Source organism: Flavobacteriales bacterium (genome assembly GCA_020635855.1).
Taxonomy (GTDB): domain Bacteria; phylum Bacteroidota; class Bacteroidia; order JACJYZ01; family JACJYZ01; genus JACJYZ01.
Genome location: JACJYZ010000002.1, coordinates 1,057,453 through 1,081,150 on the forward strand (window position 1 = coordinate 1,057,453; position 23,698 = coordinate 1,081,150).

The window sequence follows — 23,698 nt, forward strand, 5'->3', positions numbered from 1 at the left end:
AAACCACAAATATTGCTGATCACCACAGCCAACCTTGCCTCCAATCCACGGCTACTGAAAGAGTATATAGCACTTTCAGGAACAGGTCGCTATGATGTATATGTGATAGGCTTCGACCTGGATAACTGGACCCGCCAGGTGGAAACGCAGGTACGCACCCGGTACAACGTTTCGCGTATCAAATACCTGCAGGCAGGCCGAAGCCCCCTATGGCCTTGGTTGGTTGCTACCGGTGTTCAGTTCCTCGCCCGCATCCTCGCCCGGGTTGTTCCTGCAAATCTTCGGATGCAGGCACTGGCTGCCAATAAGCTCACTTTTCGACTGATGCGTGGTCTGAAACACATGCCGGAGAAATTCGATGTGGTGATCGCTCATAACCTGGGTGCATGGTATCCGGCCTACCGGTTGTCCCGGAAGTCGGGCAGCCGCCTGGTAATCGACGTGGAAGATTATCATCCGGGAGAACGTGTGGAACACCGCCCGCAGGAAGAAAGAAAACGCAGGGAGTTCCTGATGCGAACCTTGTTGCCAAAGGCCGGATATGTGTACTTCGCTTCTCCACTGATTGAAGGGGAAACCCTTGGGTTGACAGGAAAGCTCAAACACCATGCGGTCATCAACAACTGTTTTCCCAAGGGCGAGTTCATGTCTTCCGGACAGTCTGCCAATGAACAAAGGATCCGGTTGGTGTGGTTCTCCCAGAACATCAGCGGTGGGCGCGGACTCGAAATGGTGATTGGAGCACTGAAGGCATATGCGGATCAATATCACCTGCACCTGATCGGGCACCTGGATCCGACTTTCAATGATGAATGGGTGAGGCCGAATGCAGAACTGATCACCACCGAACCACCACTCCCGCAGGCTGAACTTCATCAAAGGCTCACGGCATTCGATGTGGGACTTGCGGTGGAAATGGATACCGCCGACCTGAACCGACAGATCTGCCTCACCAATAAAATATTTGCCTATTATCAGGCGGGGCTATTTATCTTAGCCACCGATACGCGGGCGCAGCGCCTATTCCTGGACCGGAAAAAAGGGCACGGTCAGGTGTGTGCACAAACCCCGGAAGGCTTTTCTCATGCATTTCATCAGATAGGAGACGCTATCGGATCCATTCGTAAGGATCAACACAACCGTTGGCAGGAAGCGCAGGGGCATGCATGGGAAGAAGAGCAGAAGAAGTTATTGGATATCATTGCAAAGCTTACAACTGATCATGCATAAAAGAAAACTGCTGATCCTTTACCCGCACTGGCCACCATCCAACCTGGCCGGTGTACACCGACCTCGCCTGATCGCCAATTTTATGGATCAACTGGGCTGGGATGTGACCGTGCTTACCGTAGACCATACATTTTATGACGAATCACCCGATTGGGACATGTGCAAGTTGGTGAACCCTGCTGTTCAGGTTTACTATACGCGGGCCCGGCCCGTGAAAAGCAAGCGCAGATGGATCGGTGATATCGGTATCAGGGCGTTCCGCTATCTCGAGAAGGAGGGCAGAAAACTCATTGAAGAACAAAAACCCGATTTTTTGTGGATTCCCATTCCTTCATTCTATGCGGCTTTGCTTGGCAGGAGGTTGCATGACCAAACCGGTATCCCATACGGAATCGACTATATCGACCCCTGGGTGGATGGTTTTACAGATGCCCGCAAACGCCTCTCAAAAGGTTGGTTGAGCAACCAGGTGGCCAGGGTGCTGGAACCGTACGCCGTTCGAAAAGCCAGCCTGATCAGCGGGGTATCTGAAGCGTATTATATGCCCGTGATCGAACGGAACTTTCCCAAAGGTGTAACACACGTAGCGATGCCTTATGGTTTTGATCCGCACGATCACCAGGTGGAAAAAGAAGGGGTGGAGTTTCCATGGTCGAAGGATGAGAAAGTGGTGCCGGTGGTGTATGCCGGTGCGTTTCTGCCCAAGTCGCATTATTTCATGGACCTCTTCTGGAAGGTGTTGAGCCGTCTGAAAGATTCCGGCCAGCTGCCACCGAACTGGCATTTTTATTTTCTGGGAACCGGCGCCTATACGGGTAAATCCATTGCAGACTATGCCGCCGATCACCGGATGAACGATCATGTTACCGAAATAAGAACCAGGTTTCCTTTTCTGGATATACAAGCCATGTTGCGGAATGCTGCAGGGGTACTGGTGATCGGTAGCACCGAAAGGCATTATACCGCCTCCAAAACTTTTCAATCCTTGCTTTCCCGAAAGCCCGTGTTTGCCATCTTTCATGAAGCAAGTTCCGCTGCTGCGATCATGAAGGAGTGCAACGCAGATGCCTACCTGGTGGAATACAAGGAAAATGAAAATGCCGAACCTTTCACGACAAGGCTTGAACAGGGCCTGCTCGCCTACTGCCAGCGAACACATACGTGGAATCCTGATTTGAAAGCATTGGATAAATACTCGTCACTTCAATCGGCGAAAGCACTCGTTGATGCCATGGATCGTGTGTTGGGCGCAACTGGCAAAAACCCGGCCACCGCAAGTAACAAGGTTGAAGCCATTCATGGGGCATAAGGGATCATACCGGATCAGTAACGTGAGGATGGTGAACCGCGATCGCATACGTATATGAAGACAGCGGTTTTTGCGAAATTACCCAGGGCCGGCCTCGGGAACAAGTTGCTGGTATGGGCACGTGCCTATGCATTTGCATGTCGGCATAACCTGCCTTTGTATACGTTTAACTGGACAACCCTCCACCTCGGACCCTGGCTGAGAAGGGAAAAGCACAAACGGTACTACCGCACTTATTTCAAAGATCCTGAAGGGGCCAACCGAAACCGGTTCCTTTGGGCAAGGTTAGCTGGAAAATTGATTCCGGAGCCGGACATGGAAACACCTGTGGATGCGGTACAAAAACAGGTGTTTGTGTTCAGTAGGGTGTTATATTGGCAGCATGCCTTCGACGGACTCAAGCCCTACCGGGAACAAATCCGACAATATATGGGGAAACACCTCGTGGCCGACAGCATCCTGATGCAACTGGCCAATGCACCCACGCCGGTGGTGGCTGTGCATATCCGCATGGGCGACTTCCGCCGGATACCGGAAGGGGAATCCATGCAGGGGAATCACAACGCACGCACACCGTTGTCTTACTTCAGCCAAATGATACATGCCATTCGTTCGGTTGCCGGCAGCGACCTGCCCGTTACACTTTTCAGTGACGGGTACGATGACGAGTTGAAGGAGATACTGCAGATACCCGATGTGCAAAGAGCAACACCGATGTCAGATATTGCCGAGTTATTGCTGATGAGCAGAAGTAAGGTCATTGTGCCCTCGGCAAGCAGTACCTTTAGTTTGTGGGCCGGTTTTCTGTCGGATGCGATCCTGTTTCAGCATCCTGATCACTACCTGCGAAGCATTCGACCGGAAGCATCCAATGAAAAGCACTGGGAAGGCGCCGTTGGAACAGATCCCGCTCAATGGCCCGAACAACTCACGCGGCAGCTGCGGTCAATCTCTCCCGGTACCGCATAGCTTGGTGCGGCGCAGAGGTGAATCCCTTGTTGACAAGCCCGCACATCGGTGAGGTTTTAGTATCTTTCCCCATCCTTAGTTCGCACTTACTTTTAATCACAGGTACTTGAAAAATCAGTTGAATAAATACCTCCGGAAATTTGGTGTTGAGATTCACGGAGTGGGTTACCTGAAGAAGCTTAAGAAACAAGACTTTCTTCAGGATGCCTTTGCAGTACAAAAAGAACTTTTTGGTTCCCGGAAGGTGCATACCATACTGGATGTGGGTGCACATATGGGGCTGACAGCAAAAAAGTATGCCCAACTTTTTCCGGAGGCGAAAATATATGCGGTGGAACCATTTGTGCCCTCTTTTGAAACGCTTTCGGCCAATGTCCAGGACATACCCGCGGTTACACCCTTGAACAATGCAGTCACCGATAAAAACGAAACCGTTACCCTGCACGTCAACAAAAAACACGATACCAACTTCCTGCTGGCGTCCAATCAGGCAGGTATTTCCGCTGACAAGCTGGTTGAAACTGTCAGCACCCAGGATGTGGAAGGAATCACCATTGATCGGTTGGCCAAAGAACACGGACTTTCCCGTATCGATATCCTGAAGATGGATATCCAGGGAGGCGAACTGAATGCGCTGAAGGGTACTACCAACCTGTTGCCAACCATCTCACTGATCTACACGGAAGTTTATTTTATTCAGCAATACAAAGAACAACCTCACTTCGTGGACATTTATCAATACTTGCGAGGATTCGGTTTTGAATTACAGGATTTGTATGATCCTTATTACAATGGTAAAAAGCTGGTGTGGGGTGATGCCATTTTTACCGGGCCTAACTTCTTATAAGGAGATCTATGCCCAGGCTGGTCATCGTTGTTTCGCACCCCATTCAGTACTATGCACCGCTGTTTCGTTATCTCAGTCGGTCATTGGACCTGGTGGTCTTGTATTGCGCACAACCTGATTCGGCTTTGCAGGGTAAAGATGGCTTTGGAATTGCGTTCAGATGGGACGTAGATCTGTTGGACGGATATGCCCATGAGTTCCTGGAAAATAAGGCCACACATCCATCTCTTTCCTCTTTTTCAGGTTGCGATACACCCCAGATAGGCGCAGCCATTCAACGGCTTCAGGCCACGCATGTGCTGATCTTCGGGTGGTATCTGAAATCGTACTGGCAGGCATATTTCCATTGCCTGCGACATCGGATACCCATGGGTGTGCGAGGTGACAGCCAGGAGAATCCGCATGAGAACAAACAGAAAAAATTCCTGAAGAGAATTCTTTATCCATTGTTCGTGAGAAGATATCACACGATCTTTTATGTAGGAAAACGCAACCTGGCATATATGAGAATGATGGGAGCTCGAAACCGTCAGCTCGTATATTCCCCCCACGCAATTGATCAGGAGTTCTGGAAGCTTCAGGAAGAACCCAAAGACAAGACAGGCCGGCGTCCGGTGTTTCTATGGGTGGCCAAATTCATTGATAAGAAGCGCCCGCACGATGTGATAGATGCATTCAGAATGTTTACTGGAAACCATGCGGATGCCGAACTTTGGATGGTTGGTACAGGCCCTCTCCTGGAATCATGCCGGGATGCCTGCAGGGATCTGCCGGGTGTGAAGTTTCTGGGATTCAAAAATCAAACGGAGCTTAGGGCAATCTATCCCCGGGCTCATGCAATTGTGTTGAGTAGTGATTACGGCGAAACGTGGGGGTTGGTGGTGAACGAAGCCATGTCCATGGGCATTCCCGCTATTGTTAGTGACGCTTGCGGATGTGCTGAAGATATGGTGGACGATGGTCGCACAGGGTTTGTGTACCCGCTTGGAAATGTACATGCGCTTAGTGATCGCATGCAACAACTGTTTGAACAATACAAGACTCCCCGATGGAGCGAAGAAGGCATTCGGGAACGATGCCGTATTCATTCTTTTCAAACCATTGCAAAAGGGATTCAGGCATTTGTAGGAGAGGAGGGCACTGCATGAACAGCCGCATTGTCTCTTTGATCATGGCAGCCATTTTTACTTTCATTTTCGTGTCTTCGGTGGAAGGGGTGACCATGTATGCCGAAGTGGGTGTTTTTGTCTTGCTGTATGCATTCCTGCAGTGGTTTTCTTCCATCGGAAGAGATGTGCCCATCCGGTGGTTGATCGTTTGTGTCGCATTGGTACAATGGGTGGTTGCTCCTTTTCTGTCCTATCATTTCTTCACAGAAAGTGAATTCTACGGCATGGTGATCGATGAGACGGAATACATGAACTATGTGGTTCCTGCTACATTGGCATATTCCCTCATACTTCTGTTGCCACTGGGACGAAAGAAAGCCAATTGGGAAGTGAACTTCAGCAATGACCTGGGTTATATCCGCAAAGCTGGCAGGCTGTTGTATATAGTGGGCATTCTCAGCTATCTTCTGCGAACCTCCATGCCGGCTTCCCTCGGTTATTTTTTCGGATTGATGCAGAACTTCTCCATCATCGGAGCCATGTATCTCTATCTGGCCAACGTACAGGGAAAGATGATCTGGTTGATCCTGTCGTTTGCGCCTGTGTTGATCAACGCCGGTGAAAGTTCCGTGTTTCATGACCTGATCTTATGGGGTGGTTACCTTTTTATGCTGTACGCATTCATTGACAGGATCACTGTGACCCGGAAGGTTGTTCTTACTGCGGCCGGTTTGTTAATGGTAGTTTTGATCCAGTCCATTAAAAAAGATTATCGAACGGCGATCTTTGAGAATGACGATGCCAGTAAAACCGAATTGATCATGGAGATTGCCGGTGAGAAGCTGGAAGAAAACCAGTCCGAAGATTTCTGGCAGGCATTTGTAGACCGGTTGAACCAGGGTTGGATCATTGCACGCATCATGGACAAGGTGCCTTCCGAAGAACCTTATGCCATGGGTAAGACCATATCCGACGGCGTTCGCGCAGCATTTGTTCCAAGAATCCTGGATCCCAATAAACCCAAGTCAGGAGGAGGGGAAAATTTTGAGAAATACACGGGTATTGCCCTGAGAGGAGCCAGCATGAACCTGGGATTGGTGGGTGAAGCGTATGCCAATTTCGGTCGGAACGGCGGAATTCTTTTTATGGCCATCTACGGGTTGTTTTTCAACCTGGTATTCAGACAAATTACCAGGGTATCTTATCAAAGGCCTGAAATCATTTTGTGGGTGCCGTTCCTCTTCTTTTATGTGGTGAAAGCGGAAGATGATTTTCTCACAGCGTTTAACCAGTTCATGAAATCCGCCTTCCTGGTTGTGGCGGTTCTCTGGTACATGAAACGGTTCCGGATACCGCCTGCATCCATTGAGGAAGAATCCGCCTCATGAAAATTGCATTCACATACCTGACCGCATACAAGGGTACCGGAGGCATTGAGAAATTCAATCGCTCTTTCATCGCTGCCATCCGAGAAACCGAACCTGCAGTGCAACTGGTGTCACTGCATGATTCGAAGGATGTCCCGGGAGACGTTCCCGTGCATGCATTCAACGGACGATTGCTTCCTTACCTGCGCAAGGTGTTTGCCATCCTGCGGGAAACAGATGTATTGTTTGTCGGACATGTGAACCTTTGGGTCGTTATCCTCCTTGGCAAGTTCCTGAAACCACGTCTCAAAGTGGTGTTAATTGCACATGGCATTGATGTGTGGAATCCCATGCCTGTATGGAAAAAGAAGGCCCTGGTGAAAGCCGATCACATCCTGGCCGTTAGCTCCTATACCCGGCAACGTATCCTGGATATCTTTGACGTTGCACCCGACAAAGTCTCCGTTTTTCACAACACCATCGGATATGAGATGCGCACGAAACCTACGCTGGCTCCGGCTGCACGACTTCGGGAAAAGTTCGGGTTTTCTGCCACCGATCGCGTGGTGCTCACCGTTGCCAGGTTGTCTTCGGGAGAAGCCTATAAAGGATATGATAAAGTCATTGCCGCATTGCCCGAAGTGAGAAAGCTGATTCCCTCCGTCAGGTACGTGATCCTGGGCAAATATGACGAGGGTGAAAAACAACGGGTGGATGCACTGATCATGACCCATGGAGTGCAGGACCTGGTAAGGCTTGCCGGCTATGTGGATGATGAGGTTCTGCAAGCCTATTACAACCTGTCGGATGCGTTTGTGATGCCTTCGCTGCATGAAGGTTTTGGAATTGTGTTCATCGAAGCCATGGCATACGGCCTTCCGGTGGTGGCCGGCAACAAAGATGGAAGTGTGGATGCACTCGATCACGGGCGCCTGGGGACATTGGTGGATCCTGAAAACCCGGAAGAGGTTCGCGAGGCTATCTGCGCATGCCTTGCAGACCCCACACAAGCCGACATGGAGCACCGGTTAAAACGGCAACATGACGTGTACGAAACCTTCGGGTATGACCGGTTTGTAGAAAACCTGAAAACCATCCTTCAAACGATCTGATATGTGCGGAATAGCTGGTATAATGACTTTGAAGGAAGGCGCCAGGCAGGAGCCGGATGCAATCGTTCGCATGACCGAATCCATTTCACACCGTGGCCCCGATCACCAGGGATTCTTTGTTGAGGACGGTTTGCAATTGGGCCATCGCAGGCTATCAATCCTCGACCTTTCTGCCGCCGGTAACCAACCCATGGAAAGTGCCTGCGGACGATATGTGATCATTCACAATGGTGAGATCTACAATTTCCGGGAAGTACGACAGCAACTTACCGATCATGACTTCACGACCCATACCGATACGGAAGTCATTCTGGCAGCATATGCAAAATGGGGGAGGGCATGCCTGGAGAAATTCAACGGCATGTTCGCCTTTGCCATCTGGGATAAACAGGAACGGGTCTTGTTCATTGCCCGCGATCGGTTGGGTATCAAACCCCTGTATTACCATGCCGATGGCAACCGACTTGTGTTTGCTTCGGAAGTAAGATCCCTGCTGGCTTCGGGCCAGGTTCCGCGCAAACTGAGCATGGCTTCCCTCGCCGAATATCTGCGTTACCAAACCGTACATGCCCCGTCCACACTCCTGCAAGATGTACACATGCTGATGCCAGGCCATTGCCTGATGGCAGACCGCAACGGGGTGCGAACAGAAGCATGGTGGACGCTCACGTACCGTCCGGTTTCCGATTCGCCGGAACAGGTTCGGAAACGGGTGAAGGAATTGTTCTACCGGGCCGTCGAGCGAAGGTTGGTGTCGGATGTGCCTTTCGGGGCCTTTCTTTCGGGAGGGATTGATTCAAGCGCCGTGGTGGGTGCCATGTCGGAAGTGTCTACTCAGCCGGTCAGCACTTTTTCGGTTGTGTTCAGGGAAGAAGCGTATTCGGAACGGGAGTTTGCTGCCATGGTGGCCAAAAGGTTTCATGCCAAACACCATGAGATTTTACTGGAAGCAAAGGATTTTCTGCATGCATTGCCGGATGCCCTGGGAGCCATGGATCATCCGAGCGGTGATGGCCCCAATACCTATGTGGTGTCAAAAGTGACCCGGGCAGCCGGTATCACCATGGCGTTGTCAGGGTTGGGGGGAGATGAATTGTTTGCAGGGTACCCCATTTTCAAAAGAATGCACAGGTTGCATCAGTACCGCTGGTTGTTCGGTTTGCCCGCACCGTTGAAACGCATGCTGATGCTCGCAGGAGGAAAAGGCATACAACAGCAGAAGATCCGGCAAATCCTGCAATTGCCGGCGTATGATTTTGATGCCATCTATGCCCTGAACAGACAAGTGCTGCTTGATCGCCAGATCGCTTCCCTGCTGGCTTCCGAACATCCACAGAACAGGTTGGTTCGCCAGGAGGACAGTGTGCCCGTGTTATCGCAGGTTTCCAGGGCGGAGATCACTACATACATGCAAAACGTGTTGTTGCGCGATGCAGACCAGATGAGCATGGCCCATGCCCTGGAGGTGCGTGTGCCCTTCCTCGATCATGAATTGGTGGAGTATGTATATTCACTCGGTGATGACATGAAATATCCCGCCACACCCAAAAAACTGCTGACCGATAGCCTTGCGGGATTGTTGCCTGATGAGATCGTGAACCGTCCCAAGATGGGCTTCGTATTGCCCTGGGAAGTGTGGATGCGCAATGAGCTGAAGGACTTCTGTCGGGAACGAATCGGTCTGCTGCAGGAAAATACATGCTGGCGACCGGATGCATTGACCGGCTTGTGGGATGATTTCCTGCAAGGAAATCCATCGGTTACATGGTCGCGGATCTGGCCACTTGTTGCACTTAGCGACTGGATACAAAAACTCGATATTGACGTCTAGAAAGAAGATACTGGTATTTTCGGAATGGTATCTGCCCGGGTTCAAAGCAGGCGGCCCCATCCGGTCTGTGGCAGAAATGGTGCGTGCACTCGGCGATGAGTTTGATTTTTACGTGTGTACAACCAACCGCGACCTGGGTTCAGCAAATCCGTATCCGGAGGTTCCATCGGATACCTGGGTACAGGTGGGCTCAGCGAAGGTGCTGTACCTTGAACCTTCTGCAATCACGCGGAAAAAGATACGTTCGTTGCTGACAGAGCAGCCGTGGGATTTTGTATGCCTCAATAGCATGTTCGCTATGAAGTTCGCCATCATGCCCCTGGTCCTGCATGGTATTTTTAATACGCCCGGTCAGTTGGTCCTGGCTCCCCGAGGTATGTTGGGTGCCGGTGCCCTGGCCATCAAATCGTTTAAGAAGAAAGTTTTCCTGGCCATCCTGAAAACAACCGGCCTTACGCGCCGGATCATGTGGCAGGTTACGTCCGCAGAAGAAGCGGTGGAAGTTCGTTCGGTTTTCGGACCTTCCGCTCACATTTGCCTGACCGGAAATATTTTTTCACTGCGACCGCTTACACCTCGCGAGGGAAATGTGAAAATGCCTGGCATCCTCAAACTGATTTTCCTGTCGCGCATATCGCCGAAGAAGAACCTCCTGTACGCCTTGCAACGGTTACAAAAACTACCGGTGAAGGGTCAGGTTGTACTGGATGTGTATGGGCCGCCGGAGGATGGGAGCTACTGGGATGAATGCCAACAGGTGATCGCACAGCTTCCCCCATCCGTTCAGGTAAGTTACAAGGGAGAGTTGCCTTCGGCGCAGGTGGGACATACCTTCACGAAATACCACTTTTTTTTCTTCCCGACCCGCCATGAGAACTTCGGACATGTGATCATAGAGAGCCTTGGTGCCGGTTGCCCGGTGATCCTGAGTGACCAGACCCCCTGGCGCAACCTGGAAAGCGAGAAGGCCGGCTGGGATGTGCCACTGGAAGATTCCCTCAGGTTTGAAAGCATCTTGGTGCAATGCCTGGACATGGGTAGTCAAGTGTATGAGGAATGGTCAATGGCCAGCAGGCGATATGCGGAAGCGTTTGAACGCTCACAGGATGCCATTCAACAGCACCGGAATATGTTCGGGGGAACCATCCCGGTGAATTGACGTACATTGCGCGAGTATCATGGGAAAAACGGATCTCTCTACCTTCAGTAACAAGGAATACCATCCGGGGCCATTCATCAGCAGGTCCATCTGGTATCTCGTGAATGTGATTTTCTTTCTCAATCCCCTGTTTCCGGTATCCTTCATCAAGGTAATGCTGTTGCGTATGTTCGGTGCCAAGGTGGGAAAAGGAGTGGTCATCAAACCGTCTGTGAACATCAAGTACCCGTGGAAGCTGCAAATCGGTGACCACGTTTGGATAGGCGAGCGTGTGTGGATCGACAACCTGGCACAGGTGAGCATCGGCAGCCATGTATGTCTTTCCCAGGGTGCCATGTTGCTGTGCGGTAACCACAATTACAAGAAACCTTCGTTTGATCTGATCACCGCACCCATTGTTTTGGAAGAAGGTGTGTGGATAGGTGCGCAAGCACTCGTTTGCCCGGGGGTGACCTGCCATTCCCATGCGGTGCTCGGTGTGCAGTCTGTGGCAGCGTCTGACCTGGAATCCTACAAAGTATACAGGGGCAACCCGGCGACGGTGGTGCGTGAAAGACGCATAGACGATTAGTGATTCTTTCCTTCTTTACCTATTACCTCTATACTTCTTTACCCCTTTACCATTTTACCTCCTTACTTTCCTCCTCCTTCGCTTTCCGCTTGAGTCCTGCAACAGAAAAAGGATGCCGCTGGACGAATGCGATCAGCAGGGTGCAGACCAGGATGCTGATGAAGATCATCGCATAGGTCAGGTCCTGGATGGGTTTGCCTTGTGCCAGTCCCCGCTGCAACGGAAGGGATGCAAGGATGGCAGGTACCAGTCCTTTCGGGGCCATGAACGCCATGGTGTCAAGGTCTTTCAAGGGCATTTTTCCGCGCACCAGCATCCGTACGATAAACGGCCGCATGACCAGGATCAGCACCACAATCAGGAGGGCAGTCAGGTAGGGTGTCCATCCTGCAAATTGCATATGAATGCCTACGTACACAAAGAAGTAGGTTTGAATGATGAAGGCCAGTTCGGCAAAAAATTCGCGCTCACCCAGCAGCAGTTCCTGGGAGGCAAACCACTTGCCCATGGATGTTTTTCCAAGGAGGTGTGCATTTCCCAAGGTGATGCCGAATCCCAGCACGGCGATTCCGCCGTTGAACCCGAGCTTTTCAACGGCTCCGTAAAGTAGCAGTACCATGGCCAGATTGGAAAACAGCGGGGTTTGCATCCGGCGGATCCATTTGATCACGACCGACCAGATGAGTCCGAGCACAATGCCGGCAACAAGGGCAATCAGGAAAGACCTGAGGATGCCCAGAAGTACGGGCCCCAGGTGAAAGACGCCTTCTTCCATGGCTGACAGCAACGACAGGCCCGTGACCAGGCAGAGTACATCGCTCAATGCAGATTCAAGCAGCAGAATGGCACCACCCCGCGCATCCATTCCCAATTGGTTTACGATCGGGATAACGATGGCCGAAGATGTACCTCCTACGATGCATCCGAAAAAGGCAGCACCGATCGGCGGCACGTGGGCCAGGCCATATGCGATTCCTCCGGCCACAGCAGCCGTAACCAGAAAATGAAAAACCGTAAGCAGGGTGGCTGATCCCATGGAGCGGGCCACCTCGGAAAGCTGCAGTTTGGTGCCGCTTTCGAACAGGATAAGTACCAGGGTAATGGAAGTGAAAATAGGCCCTACCTGGCCGAAATCGGCTGGTTCCACCCATCCTGTTACGGGGCCGAACAAGATGCCGGCAAGTAGCAGCAGCAACACATTGGGGATACGTGTATAGCTGAACAATCCATTGAACAGGTAGGCCGAGAAAATCAGCAGGCCCAGTGCGATGATAACGGCAGATGCATCCATCAGGTCAGGCGGGCAGTGCCGGGCTTTTGAAAACGATAAGTTTGTTTTGACTGAGTTCTTCCATGGCTTGCGCCATGCCTCCAATGCCCAGTCCGGATACGCTGCGTCCGCCGAAAGGCATCCAGTCTACCCGGAAAGCGGTGTGGTCATTGATCATCACTGCCGCTGCATTCAGCCGGGAAGCGGCATGCAGGGCCTGGTCAACATCGCGGCTGAATACCGCCGCTTGGAAAGCATAGGGTAAGTCGTTCGCCCGATGAATGGCTTCATCCATATCGTCATATCCGTACACCGATATCACCGGGCCAAAGATCTCTTCTCGAGACAGTTTACAAGATTCAGGCGCATTGCTGATGACCGTGGCTTCATAGCATCCGTTGTTCAGCATGCGTCCGCCGCAATGAAGCTTGCCACCACCTGTGACTGCTTCCTGTACCCATTGATGCACGCGTTCGCGGGCAGCTTCGGTAATGAGCGGACCGATTCCGGTTGCTTCCGACAACGGATCTCCCACCACTATTTTTTCAGCTTGTTGGCACAGCATGTCGGTGATTTCGCTCAACATGCTCTTATGTACATATACCCGTTGGGTAGACACACATACCTGGCCGGCATGATAAAAACCTCCTTTGCACAGGGCGGGTATCATGGAAGGCAGGTCGGCGGAGCGGTCAACGATCACCGGTGCAACGCCGCCATGTTCCAATGCGACCCGGGTGCCGGGTGCGACATGTGCGTGCAGGTGCCACCCCACGCGTGCCGAACCGATGAATGACAGGTATGCGGTCCGCGGGTCAATGGCCAGTTGTTCCGCCGCATCGTTGTTGCACAATGCAATCTGGCAGGCGTCTTCCGGTAAGCCGGCTTCCGCTAGCAGGCGGTGAAAGGCGAGGGCGGTAAGCGGGGTTGTGAGTGCAGGTTTCAGGATCACCGGGCATCCGGCTGCAATGGCAGGAATGGTCTGATGCACGGTCAGGTTGATGGGGTGGTTGAAAGCACTGATGGATACCACGGGACCGATGGGTTCTCTCGTTGTAAAGGCCCATCGTTGCCCCGAGGGCTGTGTGAGTCCCATCGGCACTTCTTCTCCCCGCATTTCCATTAGGTGTGCAACGGCAAGGCGGATGCTGTTGATGGCACGATCAGCTTCTACCAGCGTATCCGTATAAGGCTTACCGCCTTCTTCCGCAGCCAGCCGGATAAAGTCTTCCTTCTGATTTTCCAACAGGCTAGCCGTTTTCTGCAGAATATCGATTCGTTTGTGTTTGGGCAACCGGCTTTTGGGATCTGAAAAAAACCGCCGGGCGCGGTCCAGCATCTGATCGATTTCTTCCGGGGTTTGCAGAGGGTGTTCGGACAGAACACGACCTGAGTAGGGAGCTTGAATGATCAGTTGCTGGTTTTCCATCAGTGAGGGAGTTTGGGTTTGAGCCATCCGTAGAGGTAGGTGCCTGCAATGGCGCTGAGCAATGCAACCGCCATAACGGTGTAGCCGTTCCCGGTCAGGATGAAAAGGGGACCCGGGCATGCGCCGGTCATGCTCCATCCCAGTCCGAAAATGAAACCACCGATCATGAGGCCCTTGCTGAACTGGTATTGCGGCCACTGTATGTCTTGCCCGGAAAAGGTTTTGATCCGGTTTCGTTTAATCAGTTGGGTTGTGATCAATCCGGTTACAATGGCACTGCCGATGATGCCATACATATGGAACGATTGAAAATGGAACATCTCCTGGATTCTGAACCAGGAAACGGCTTCGGATTTGGTCAGGATGAAACCGAACAGGGCACCGTATATCAACATTCTCAAAGGCATACGCTACAGGTGTAAGATCAGCGGGAGAAGGAAGTTCGACATCAGCAGGCCACCCAGGAAAAAGAACACGGTGGCCAGCAGGGATTCAGGACGCAATAACGACAGGCCGGTGATGGAATGGCCTGAAGTGCATCCATTGGCATAGCGGGTTCCGAACCCGACCATCAATCCGCCTATCACCACAAGGATGAATCCTTTGAGGGTGAACAGCTGGTTCCAGTTAAATATGTCCATCGGCACCAGTTCTTTGTCGGGTGTTGCCAGCTTCCATCCCTGGAACATCTCACGGGCATTTTGGGTGAGTGCGACGGGATTCGGGTTGGGAACCATCTGTCCGGCGATAAAGCCGCCGAGCATGGCACCTGAAACGAAGAAGAGGCTCCAGCGTTTGGATTTCCAGTCGTAACGGAAGTAGTCGCTCACTTTGGGCAAGCAGGCGGTGCATATATGGCGAAAACTGGATGAGATGCCGAATTTAAGGTTGTCGGACAGGAGTAACAAAGGGACCATGCACCCGATCAGGGGCCCGGAAATATACCAGGGCAGGGGGTGGCTGAGCCAGGAGATGAAGGTATCCATGGAGGTTAACGGAGTAACAGTGCAACCCCAAAGATAACAAATACGCCACCGACAATCCTTGAGATTCTCTCAATCAGCAGGGGAGTGAGGATTCCGCGTAGGAATTTCGCCAGGTAGGCTTTTGTCATATCCGTGGAGAACAGGGTTGCCAGGATGGAGAGGAAAAAGACGGATGTGTCTTTGCGTCCTTTGTAAGTGCCGATGGCGAATACCACAACTCCGGTCCAGTAAAGGAGTACGGCAGGGTTCAGGATGTTAAGAAAGAAACCCTTGAGGTAGGATTGGTAAAAGTGCTCGGTTTCCACTGCAATGGTTTTTGTTTCTTCGGAGATAGCGGTTCGTCTGAACATTTTGAACCCACCCATCAGAATCAGTACGATGCCACCGATGTACTTCATGTAGGTCAATGCTTCCGGTGATATGTCGAAACTCGTGGTGCTTTTATAGGCAACAAACATCAGGAAGGCATCGCAGCTGATGATGCCGAGATCGAAGAAAAGAGCAGATAAGAGTCCTTTTTTGATGCTTGTTTCAATCAGCGCGAAAAAGACCGGCCCTACCATTACGCTCAACACCAGGCCAAGTCCTATGCCTTTTATCGCAGCTTCAATCATACCGGTTGGTCTTCAGGTATTGGGTCCACTTGTTCAGGATGTCTCCTTTCAGCACCCTCGGAAACTTATGCTGCCCGCCTTCTTTACCGAGGTGTCGCATGAAGCCGTAAAACGCTTCGGTAGGAAGCAGTTTGATCCAGACGTCCTTCAGGGCGGCCTTGCGCTCTACACCGTAATCATCATTCACCTCAGCCAGGGTCTTGTCAAGAATATTCCTGACTTGGTCCGGATCCGCTTCCTTGTCCATGGCTATGTACCATTGATGTGCAAAAAGTCCGTCGTGCGGAATTCCTGCCACCGAAAATTCACGGATCTCACAGTTGAACTGCTCTCCTACCTTTTCGATGCCGCGGTTCATGTTGTCAACTGAAAGGTGTTCACCACAAAGGCTGATGAAGTGTTTGGTTCGTCCGGTGATGATAATTTGGTTCCGGCTGCAGTCCACGAACCTGATGGTGTCACCAATGAGGTAGCGGAAGGTGCCGGCATTGGTGGTGATCACCACGGCGTAATCCACATCTTCGCGTACTTCATGGATGAGCAGTGTTTTTGCATGGGGAAGCAGGTTGCCTGCGTCATCAAAATTGTCTTCGTTATATGGGATGAATTCGAAGAAGATTCCATTGTCCAGGACCAGGTGCATGTGTTCTTCACCACCACTCTGGAACGCCATGAACCCTTCGCTGGCCAGGTACGTCTCCATGTAGTTGATGTCTTGCCCCAGCAGGTTCCGGAATCCTTTTTTATAGGGTTCGAAAGCCACTCCGCCGTGTACGAAGAACTTCAGGTTGGGCCAGATGTCGTGGATGTGTTTGACCTTGTGGTGTTCGATAATTTTTTCGATGAGAATTTGCACCCATGCCGGAACGCCGGCAATGATCCCTATGTCCCATCTGGCCGCTTCCTGGGTGATGAGTTCCAGTTTGGTGGTCCAGTCGCGTTCCATGGCCAGCTTACGACCAGGTTTGTAAAACCGATAGAACCAGAAAGGGAGGTTGCTGGCCAGGATACCACTCAGGTCACCTTCGAAGTGCTGTCCCATCTTTTGAAGCTGGGTACTTCCTCCGAGCATAAGCACGCCTTTTTCGTAGAAATTTCCGGGCAGGTCGAAGTTGGACAGTGTGAGCATTTGCCTGATGCTGGTGCGGCGTACGGCACGAATCATGTTGGCCGTTACCGGGATCTTTTTGCTGGCGGCTTCCGAAGTACCCGAGGTCAGTGCGAAGAACTTTGTCCTGCCCGGGTGGCAGATGTCTTCTTCATCATTGAGGGTTCGATGCCAGTAGCCTTTCAGCATCGTCTCGTAGTTGGTGAGGGGGACGGCTTGCCGGAATGCCTGCGGCATATCCTTCGCATTCTGGATGGAAACAAAATCGTGATCGGTTCCGAAGAGGGTTTCTTCAGCATTACCGAGTATCTTCTCCAGTATTTTATGTTGTTGAAGAAACGGGGTAGCCCTGATTCTTCCGGCTGCAATGTTTTGCCTCAGCCGTATGGATTCCTGCAGTATGGTTCCGATGAATGCCATCAGTGCAACAAAGGTCTAAAATAGGGTTTGGGTTCCACGAAACGGATCGGATTCATTCGTGCAGGGACATCGCTGGTCAACCAATTCATATTTCCTCAGGCACAGGTATGTTGATCATTGTTACTTTTTCTTCTGGCACACCTTCCCGGTATCCCATTCCTGGTGACGGGGTAAAAATAATAGAATTCCACCAATACACACGCAGGGGCAGGTGTGACATTGGTCATATATGGGTAGGGACTGACAGATGTCCCTTTAAGTTCCTAAATAGACGATTTGTTTGCACCTGCCGGAATACCGCACCGATACTGTATGCTCTTGCTATATGCTGTATGCTGTATGCTGCATACTGTTGTTCCAAACCGCTATCCAGGAGTTCAGGAATCGAACAGTTCCCTGATATGAACGGCATTTTTTTTCAGAAGAATGTTCCGGATGTGGGTGTCTGCGGCCAGTCGCGACAATCGGAACTTGCCACAGATCTCTTCGGGGTTGAGGCCGGATTTGAGCTGATTCAGAATGTTTTCTTCCATTTGTGAAAGCGTGGATGAAATGATCGCCTGGCCATTCTTGCCCGGCTTCATGAAATAGCGCATCATCTGGGCGCCCACTTCCTTGCTGAAGAAATACCCGTCTGCCATGATTACTTCAATGGCGGCAACCAACTGTTCGAATCCGGTGGTTTTTAACACGTATCCGTGGGCACCTGCTTCCACCAAACGGCTGATGCTGTAAAGGTCATCATTCACGGAAAAGCCGAGAATGTATATTTCGGGCAGAACCTGATGGAGTTCCCTGGTGGCCTCGATGCCATCCATTTCCGGCATGCTTATGTCCATGATGATAAGGTCAGGGCGCTCTTTCATGGCAATGGCAATTGCTTCCTTCCCATGTTTGGCTTCTGAAGTAACACGAATCAATGGAGAATCTCGCAGCATGAATTTGACCCCGTCCCGGATGATTTCGTGGTCGTCTGCAATCAGCACCCGGACTTTGTTCGGCGTATCATTTTGTATGGAGTCGGAACCGTTCATAAGATAACTATTCACGCACATTCTTTCCTACATGCGCAGGCCGATCACCAGGATATCGTCGACTTGCTCTTCGTTGCCTTTCCATGTGTTGAATTGCTTTTCGAGGGCCTCGAGTTGTTGTTCTGCAGGTAGCTGGTGAATCGTTTTTAGTAGTGTTTTAAAATTGCGCGACTTGAATTTTTTTCCTTCGTTTCCTCCGAATTGATCGATGTATCCGTCGGTAAATAAATAAATGGTATCACCTCGCTCATAAAGGAATTCATCTCCCTGGAAATACTGGGTTCCGTTCCGGTATTTGCCGCCAATAGGCATGCGGTTCCCGGAGAAGATAGATAACTCACCGTTGCGGTAGCGGAACAAAGGGCGCATGGCTCCGGCATACGAAACCCTGTTTTCTTTCTGGTCGATACAGCACAGGGATATGTCCATGCCGTCGCTGGATCCCGAGTGCATGAATTTCTGGTTCAGCAGGTTCTGCATGTTGTCGTGTAACCTGGTGAGAATATCCGGTGGGTTGGTGATGCCGTTTTCCCTGACAATCTGGTTGAGTTGCGTGTATCCGAGCATGGATAACATGGCTCCCGGAACCCCGTGTCCGGTGCAGTCCACAGCGGCAATGATGATCTTGCCATTGGTTTTGGCTGCCCAATAAAAGTCGCCACTCACAATGTCTTTCGGTTTGAAAAGAATGAAAGACTCGGGGATGTTCCGCATGATCACCTGCTGGTGCGGAAGGATGGCATGCTGGATGGTGCTGGCATATTGCAAGCTTTCGGTGATGAGCTGGTGTTGCTTCTCCACCTTTTGTTTTTCTTTCAGAAGATCGTTGGTACGTTTCCTGACCTTTTCCTCAAGTTGTTCATTCAGCTCTTTCAGTTCCACGTTGACGACATCCAGCATTTTCAGGCTGTTCATCAGTTGGTTGCTTACTTTTTCCCGTTCCAGTAGCAGCTTCTGGCGTTCGAGTGCGTACCTGATCGACTTGGCCATCAGGTAGTCGTCATACCTCCACTTCTCCAGGTAGTCCTGTGCCCCGAACTGAATGGCTTTGACGGCCATTTTGAAATCACTCATGCCCGTGAGAATGATCACCGGCAGATGTGGGAATTCCTCCTTGATCTCTATGAAGCCTTCCAGTTCAAAACTGTCGGGCAACGAAAGGTCAAGCAGAAGTACGTCAATTGCATGTTTTCTGAGGTATTCCTTTCCATCTTTCAGGCGGTCGGTCAGGTGCAGGTTGAACTGCCCGAGGCTGCTTTCGGAGAAAAGGTCCCTGAAGAACTGCTGGTCATCAGGGTTGTCTTCGATCATCAGGATGTTAAGCGGACTGGTCATGTTTCTTGGGGAGGCAAACGACTCTGAACCAGAACTGTTCAATGATTTTTGCCATCTCCATGAAGCTTTCAAGGTCGACGGGCTTTGTGACATAACAGTTGGCATAATTGTTATAACAGGCTAGTATATCGGCTTCTGAATTGGAGGTGGTAAGTACGATTACAGGTATTTTTTTGAGTTCATTATCCATCTTAATTTCCGCCAGCACTTCGCGACCGTCCTTCCTGGGTAGGTTCAGGTCCAGCAGTACAATGTCTGGGGTGGGCATGGTTTTGTAACCATTGATCTTGCGCAAAAACTTGAGCGCTTCCATACCGTCGTTGACTACATGTAAGTGAAAGTGGGGTGTATGAGACTCAATCGCCATGCGTGTGAGTTCAACATCTTCCAGGCTGTCCTCAACGAGCAGGACTTCTACATTCATATCTGTGTTCAATTCCATTGTTTTTGGTGATGATCTTCTTTGGGATGGTGGATGGGAATCCGGAAGTGGATGCAGGTACCCTTTCCGGGTTCCGAAGTGATCCAGATCCTGCCCTTGTGACGTTCAACGATCTTCTTGCAAATTGATAATCCGATACCGGTTCCTTCGTATTCCTGGCGTGTGTGCAGCCGTTGAAAAATCACAAACACCCGCTCGAAGAATTCCTGTTCAATGCCGATGCCATTGTCCTGAACCGAGAAGATGTAGTGTTCATCATCCTTAACCGCCTTGATATGGATCTCGGGTGTTCTTTCCGGATGCTTGAACTTGATGGCGTTGCTCAGCAGATTCTGAAAAAGCAGGTGCATGTGAAGCGGGTTGGCCTCTATGGAAGGAAGTCCTTCCGTGGTGATCTTCGCGCCGTTTTCAGAAATGATTACACGAAGATCCGTCATTACTTTCCGTATGGTTTCCTCGCAATTCACTTTCTCCACCTCGAGATCTGTATTGGATGCGAGTTTTGAGTAAGACAGAAGCCCGTCGATCAGAGCCTTCATGCGTTTGGCTCCGTTTACCACTATTTCGATGTACCGTTCGCTTTTTTCATCCAGTTTTCCGGCATTGTTGCGTTGGATCATTTGCAGGTAACTGGTTACGGTACGCAGGGGTTCTTGCAGGTCGTGGGATGCGATGTAAGCGAATTGTTCCAGGTCTTTGTTGGATCTTTGGAGGGCTTCGGTGCGTTCTTTTACTTTTATTTCCAGCCATTTCTGAGACTCCATCAGCAATTGTTGTTGCTCATATTTTTCAATGAAGATTCTCACCTTGTTCAACAATACCTGTGGATCAAAGGGTTTGGTTATGTAACTGAAGGCACCCAGCTCATAGCCCCGGAATACATTCAGGTTGGTTGTATATATGGCGGAAATAAAGATGAAAGGCATTTGTGCCGTTTTTTCTTCAGAACGAAGGATCTCGGCCAGTTCATACCCGTCCATTTCTGGCATCTGGATGTCCAGGAGAGCGAGGGCGAAGTCATGGCGAAGGGTCAGCTTTAATGCTTCATTTCCGCTGGTTGCCTTATACAGATCAAGGTTCATGTCTTTAAGCAAACGATCCAGTGCAACCAGGTTTTCCATGTGGTCATCTACCATTAAGACCTTCGGCTTGGGTAACCCGTTGCCTGATGTAGGCAGCAGACTTTGCAGGGTTTGAGCGTGTTCGCTTTGTGTCATTATATGCATTTGTTATACCGGATCGGATGAGGTTTTCCGGGAGGAGGTAAATATGGTGTTCGTTGGATTCGGCGCAGATGATCCGGTCGGGGCAAGCCATTCGAATTCCCTGGGTATGTACAAGTCGTCCATGCCCATTCGTTTAAGACGGATGTGTAACATATATTCCTGTTCAGACCATGCGCCTGGCTGCACATCAAAGTAGGTCATCCCGTCTGTATTGTCCGAGTGCCAATGGATACGATACATTGGTGCAGACACCTTGAAGGGATGCTCATGGTTCAATCCGGACGCATCAAGTAAATGATTAAATGCCCACACACCACTACTGGAACAGGTGTGTAAATCCGGTGGATTATACGGATTGAAAAAAGTGCGGTTGCTCGGCGTGTTTACCTAAGGCAAATAAGGGATGCGTTTGGTGCAGGACCGGTTTTGGTTGGAGTAAAAGCGAAGTTATTCCTGCGTTTTGTTCACTTTGAACATGACGGTGTACTTGGCCCAGCCGTCTTTTCCCTTTTTGTTTCCTGCCTGCCATGCCGGCATTTCCCGGATGGATTGAACAATCTGTTTATCCAGGTCACCTTCGAGCGTTTTCATCAAGACCACATCGGTGATGTTGCCTTCCGGGCTTACGGTGAAGCTTACAATGGCTGATCCGGTTACCTGGTCATTCATCACCGATTCGGGAAGCGGGTTGTTGGTTTTGAGATAGGAGTTCAGTGCTGCATCTCCTCCCTGGAACTGTGGCATGCCTTCAGCATCGTATTCATCGGTGTTGTTGAAAAGTGCGGAATACGCCTTGCCACCTTCTTTGTCTTCTTCCTTTTGTTTTTTCTGTTTTTCGATGTGTTCACGACGCATGATGTCAACTGCCAGGGAAAAGACCGGTTTGTTGGGTTCTTTAACTTCTTCCCTTGGTGGTTGGTTGGGGTCTGGTTTGGTTCTGGCGTCTTCCCTGGAAGCGGTTTTCTTGTTCTTTTCGGTTGACGAAATTTGTGCTTCACCGTTGTTTTTGGAGGATTCCTTTTCTGCAGGTTTGTCTGTCTGCTCGGATATGGCGATTTTTTGATCCTGTTCATCACGGACTTCGCTCCATGCTTCGCCAGTGGTATCGGTTACCACCGCGGCGGAAGGCGCTGGCGCGGGTTCTTCCATTGCGGGTGAAGCAGATGGTAAGGGTGTGGTTTCGGTTTGGACCGGGGACTCATCTCCGGGGAGGAGCATCAGCAGTCCAATAAATGTAAGCACGATTCCAAGGGCTGCAAAGATCCACAGCTTGTTCCCAAGGATTTTGTTTTGCCCGGCAATGCCAGCCTTTTTCGTCACGATTGCACCTATTCGCTGGGAAAATTGCTGGGCCAGATCCTGGGGAACGTCGTCGGTACACTCCAATGCTTCACGGCACAATACGCACGATACCAGGTGCGCCTCTGCCCGAAGCCTGGCTTCGCCGGATAGCGTTCCTTGGCTGTACGCGTAAAGGTCCTGCAGTTCGAGGCAGTTTCCTTCACTCAGCATTTCTTGTGCTTGTTCCTTTGTGATCATGTTTTTTCCATCCGTATCCGCAAATTGCGCTTTCCGTTTTGCAGATGACTTTTGACTTCGTTCAGTGTCATTCCTGTTTGATCCGAGATTTCCTGGTAGCTTTTGTTTTCAAGGAAAAATAGCTTCAGGCATTGGGATTGATCGGCCGGAATCTCTTCCAGGTATTGTTCCATCCTTACGAGTTGCGTCTCCTTTATTTCATTAAGGGATGCACCGGCCTCCATTTCCATAAATGCCCCCTCATCTTTTAGCATGTTTTCGTCAACGGTCAGGTGGGCGCTCTTCCTGAGTCGCTTGTAACACAGGTTCTTTGTAACCGTCATGATCCACGCCTTGAACTGTTTTACCTGGTGCTTTTTCAGATCGTGCGTGAGCACCTCAAAAATGTCCATGGTCGTATCCTGAGCGTCATCCTGATTCTTCAGATGCTTGAGGCAAATGACTGAAATGAGATGATGGTATCGCATGAACAATTCGCCGATGTACTTTACATCGTGCGAATTCCGATACATCTCGATCAGTTCGTTATCGGGAACTATGGGTTTCTTTGACAAACCTTCCGGCTTTCGTATTCTACTGGGGTGCGCACATGCGCAATTTCCATACCCGCGGCAAAAATATTTAAAAATCCCCAGTGGATGAATTTATTGATGGTAAAACTGCTATCTGCCAATGATTTACATGCCTGCAATGCTGTCTTTTCCATGTCATTCGCCGGTCATTAAAAAAATGGGGTTGTGGAAAATGGATGCCGGTTGACCCTTATGGAATGAGTGTTCAACCCAAATACC

23 protein-coding genes are annotated in these 23,698 nt (G+C 50.6%); 10 read left to right on the forward strand and 13 right to left on the reverse strand.

Going from position 1 to position 23,698, the window contains the following annotated elements; all coding sequences use genetic code 11:
* The first annotated feature begins 12 nt into the window (after window positions 1–12).
* The 10 genes from H6585_04410 (at window position 13) to wcaF (ending at window position 11,504) form a co-directional block, all read left to right on the forward strand.
* Window positions 13–1,230 carry a hypothetical protein gene (locus tag H6585_04410; GenBank protein ID MCB9447569.1) on the forward strand — a complete coding sequence of 406 codons (1,218 nt, stop codon included), beginning with the start codon at window positions 13–15 and terminating at the stop codon, window positions 1,228–1,230.
* A complete protein-coding gene (locus tag H6585_04415) occupies window positions 1,223–2,539 on the forward strand; it encodes a hypothetical protein (protein MCB9447570.1) in 1,317 nt (438 codons plus the stop codon). The genes H6585_04410 and H6585_04415 overlap by 8 nt, the downstream gene beginning before the upstream one ends.
* 54 nt (window positions 2,540–2,593) lie before the next feature.
* Entirely contained in the window at window positions 2,594–3,508 is a 915-nt protein-coding gene (locus H6585_04420; GenBank protein MCB9447571.1) for an alpha-1,2-fucosyltransferase, read from the forward strand.
* Window positions 3,509–3,614: 106 nt separating this feature from the next.
* Window positions 3,615–4,355 carry an FkbM family methyltransferase gene (locus tag H6585_04425; GenBank protein ID MCB9447572.1) on the forward strand — a complete coding sequence of 247 codons (741 nt, stop codon included), beginning with the start codon at window positions 3,615–3,617 and terminating at the stop codon, window positions 4,353–4,355.
* An 8-nt stretch (window positions 4,356–4,363) separates the two neighbouring features.
* Complete coding sequence (locus tag H6585_04430; protein MCB9447573.1) at window positions 4,364–5,503, forward strand: glycosyltransferase family 4 protein; 1,140 nt, start codon at window positions 4,364–4,366, stop codon at window positions 5,501–5,503.
* A 23-nt stretch (window positions 5,504–5,526) separates the two neighbouring features.
* A complete protein-coding gene (locus H6585_04435) occupies window positions 5,527–6,852 on the forward strand; it encodes a hypothetical protein (protein ID MCB9447574.1) in 1,326 nt (441 codons plus the stop codon).
* Complete coding sequence (locus H6585_04440; protein MCB9447575.1) at window positions 6,849–7,943, forward strand: glycosyltransferase family 4 protein; 1,095 nt, start codon at window positions 6,849–6,851, stop codon at window positions 7,941–7,943. Before H6585_04435 ends, H6585_04440 begins: the two co-directional genes overlap by 4 nt.
* A 1-nt stretch (window position 7,944) precedes the next feature.
* Window positions 7,945–9,774: an asparagine synthase (glutamine-hydrolyzing) gene (gene asnB / locus H6585_04445; protein ID MCB9447576.1), complete on the forward strand. Its 1,830-nt coding sequence runs from the start codon at window positions 7,945–7,947 to the stop codon at window positions 9,772–9,774.
* Window positions 9,764–10,933: a glycosyltransferase gene (locus tag H6585_04450; protein ID MCB9447577.1), complete on the forward strand. Its 1,170-nt coding sequence runs from the start codon at window positions 9,764–9,766 to the stop codon at window positions 10,931–10,933. Before asnB ends, H6585_04450 begins: the two co-directional genes overlap by 11 nt.
* A gap of 19 nt (window positions 10,934–10,952) precedes the next feature.
* A complete protein-coding gene (gene wcaF, locus H6585_04455; GenBank protein MCB9447578.1) occupies window positions 10,953–11,504 on the forward strand; it encodes a colanic acid biosynthesis acetyltransferase WcaF in 552 nt (183 codons plus the stop codon).
* A 46-nt stretch (window positions 11,505–11,550) separates the two neighbouring features.
* Here the strand turns inward: wcaF and H6585_04460 are convergent, their stop codons facing one another.
* The 13 genes from H6585_04460 to H6585_04520 all read right to left on the reverse strand — a co-directional run bounded on the left by H6585_04460 (window position 11,551) and on the right by H6585_04520 (window position 23,613).
* Complete coding sequence (locus tag H6585_04460) at window positions 11,551–12,795, reverse strand: cation:proton antiporter (GenBank protein MCB9447579.1); 1,245 nt, start codon at window positions 12,793–12,795, stop codon at window positions 11,551–11,553.
* 4 nt (window positions 12,796–12,799) lie between these two features.
* The gene (locus H6585_04465; GenBank protein MCB9447580.1) at window positions 12,800–14,203 is read right to left on the reverse strand and encodes an aldehyde dehydrogenase family protein; all 1,404 of its coding nucleotides are present in this window, start codon (window positions 14,201–14,203) and stop codon (window positions 12,800–12,802) included.
* A complete protein-coding gene (locus H6585_04470; protein ID MCB9447581.1) occupies window positions 14,203–14,610 on the reverse strand; it encodes a YeeE/YedE family protein in 408 nt (135 codons plus the stop codon). Before H6585_04470 ends, H6585_04465 begins: the two co-directional genes overlap by 1 nt.
* Before the next feature lie 3 nt (window positions 14,611–14,613).
* Window positions 14,614–15,189, reverse strand: coding sequence for a YeeE/YedE family protein (locus H6585_04475; GenBank protein ID MCB9447582.1), 576 nt, complete (start codon window positions 15,187–15,189; stop codon window positions 14,614–14,616).
* 5 nt (window positions 15,190–15,194) lie between these two features.
* Window positions 15,195–15,803, reverse strand: a complete 609-nt coding sequence (locus H6585_04480) for a LysE family transporter (GenBank protein ID MCB9447583.1) — start codon at window positions 15,801–15,803, stop codon at window positions 15,195–15,197.
* Window positions 15,796–17,331: a GH3 auxin-responsive promoter family protein gene (locus H6585_04485; GenBank protein ID MCB9447584.1), complete on the reverse strand. Its 1,536-nt coding sequence runs from the start codon at window positions 17,329–17,331 to the stop codon at window positions 15,796–15,798. Before H6585_04485 ends, H6585_04480 begins: the two co-directional genes overlap by 8 nt.
* A gap of 377 nt (window positions 17,332–17,708) precedes the next feature.
* Entirely contained in the window at window positions 17,709–18,365 is a 657-nt protein-coding gene (locus tag H6585_04490) for a response regulator transcription factor (protein MCB9447585.1), read from the reverse strand.
* A gap of 27 nt (window positions 18,366–18,392) precedes the next feature.
* Window positions 18,393–19,700, reverse strand: coding sequence for a SpoIIE family protein phosphatase (locus tag H6585_04495; protein MCB9447586.1), 1,308 nt, complete (start codon window positions 19,698–19,700; stop codon window positions 18,393–18,395).
* Window positions 19,684–20,142, reverse strand: coding sequence for a response regulator (locus H6585_04500; protein MCB9447587.1), 459 nt, complete (start codon window positions 20,140–20,142; stop codon window positions 19,684–19,686). Before H6585_04500 ends, H6585_04495 begins: the two co-directional genes overlap by 17 nt.
* On the reverse strand, window positions 20,133–21,359 hold the full coding sequence (locus H6585_04505) for a response regulator (GenBank protein MCB9447588.1): 1,227 nt from the start codon (window positions 21,357–21,359) through the stop codon (window positions 20,133–20,135). Before H6585_04505 ends, H6585_04500 begins: the two co-directional genes overlap by 10 nt.
* Before the next feature lie 456 nt (window positions 21,360–21,815).
* Entirely contained in the window at window positions 21,816–22,907 is a 1,092-nt protein-coding gene (locus H6585_04510) for an energy transducer TonB (GenBank protein ID MCB9447589.1), read from the reverse strand.
* Window positions 22,904–23,461 (reverse strand): sigma-70 family RNA polymerase sigma factor, encoded by a 558-nt coding sequence (locus H6585_04515; GenBank protein ID MCB9447590.1) that lies wholly within the window; start codon window positions 23,459–23,461, stop codon window positions 22,904–22,906. Before H6585_04515 ends, H6585_04510 begins: the two co-directional genes overlap by 4 nt.
* Window positions 23,443–23,613: a hypothetical protein gene (locus H6585_04520; protein MCB9447591.1), complete on the reverse strand. Its 171-nt coding sequence runs from the start codon at window positions 23,611–23,613 to the stop codon at window positions 23,443–23,445. The genes H6585_04515 and H6585_04520 overlap by 19 nt, the downstream gene beginning before the upstream one ends.
* Between the last annotated feature and the right edge of the window lie 85 nt (window positions 23,614–23,698).

Coding starts and splice junctions, on each gene's coding strand:
- H6585_04415 (MCB9447570.1), top strand. CDS start 1,223: ATGCATAAAAGAAAACTGCTGATCCTTTACCCGCACTGGCCACCATCC.
- H6585_04420 (MCB9447571.1), top strand. CDS start 2,594: ATGAAGACAGCGGTTTTTGCGAAATTACCCAGGGCCGGCCTCGGGAAC.
- H6585_04430 (MCB9447573.1), top strand. CDS start 4,364: ATGCCCAGGCTGGTCATCGTTGTTTCGCACCCCATTCAGTACTATGCA.
- H6585_04435 (MCB9447574.1), top strand. CDS start 5,527: ATGGCAGCCATTTTTACTTTCATTTTCGTGTCTTCGGTGGAAGGGGTG.
- H6585_04440 (MCB9447575.1), top strand. CDS start 6,849: ATGAAAATTGCATTCACATACCTGACCGCATACAAGGGTACCGGAGGC.
- asnB (MCB9447576.1), top strand. CDS start 7,945: ATGTGCGGAATAGCTGGTATAATGACTTTGAAGGAAGGCGCCAGGCAG.
- wcaF (MCB9447578.1), top strand. CDS start 10,953: ATGGGAAAAACGGATCTCTCTACCTTCAGTAACAAGGAATACCATCCG.
- H6585_04460 (MCB9447579.1), bottom strand. CDS start 12,795: ATGGATGCATCTGCCGTTATCATCGCACTGGGCCTGCTGATTTTCTCG.
- H6585_04465 (MCB9447580.1), bottom strand. CDS start 14,203: ATGGAAAACCAGCAACTGATCATTCAAGCTCCCTACTCAGGTCGTGTT.
- H6585_04470 (MCB9447581.1), bottom strand. CDS start 14,610: ATGCCTTTGAGAATGTTGATATACGGTGCCCTGTTCGGTTTCATCCTG.
- H6585_04475 (MCB9447582.1), bottom strand. CDS start 15,189: ATGGATACCTTCATCTCCTGGCTCAGCCACCCCCTGCCCTGGTATATT.
- H6585_04480 (MCB9447583.1), bottom strand. CDS start 15,803: ATGATTGAAGCTGCGATAAAAGGCATAGGACTTGGCCTGGTGTTGAGC.
- H6585_04485 (MCB9447584.1), bottom strand. CDS start 17,331: ATGGCATTCATCGGAACCATACTGCAGGAATCCATACGGCTGAGGCAA.
- H6585_04490 (MCB9447585.1), bottom strand. CDS start 18,365: ATGAACGGTTCCGACTCCATACAAAATGATACGCCGAACAAAGTCCGG.
- H6585_04495 (MCB9447586.1), bottom strand. CDS start 19,700: ATGACCAGTCCGCTTAACATCCTGATGATCGAAGACAACCCTGATGAC.
- H6585_04500 (MCB9447587.1), bottom strand. CDS start 20,142: ATGGAATTGAACACAGATATGAATGTAGAAGTCCTGCTCGTTGAGGAC.
- H6585_04505 (MCB9447588.1), bottom strand. CDS start 21,359: ATGACACAAAGCGAACACGCTCAAACCCTGCAAAGTCTGCTGCCTACA.
- H6585_04510 (MCB9447589.1), bottom strand. CDS start 22,907: ATGATCACAAAGGAACAAGCACAAGAAATGCTGAGTGAAGGAAACTGC.
- H6585_04520 (MCB9447591.1), bottom strand. CDS start 23,613: ATGGAAAAGACAGCATTGCAGGCATGTAAATCATTGGCAGATAGCAGT.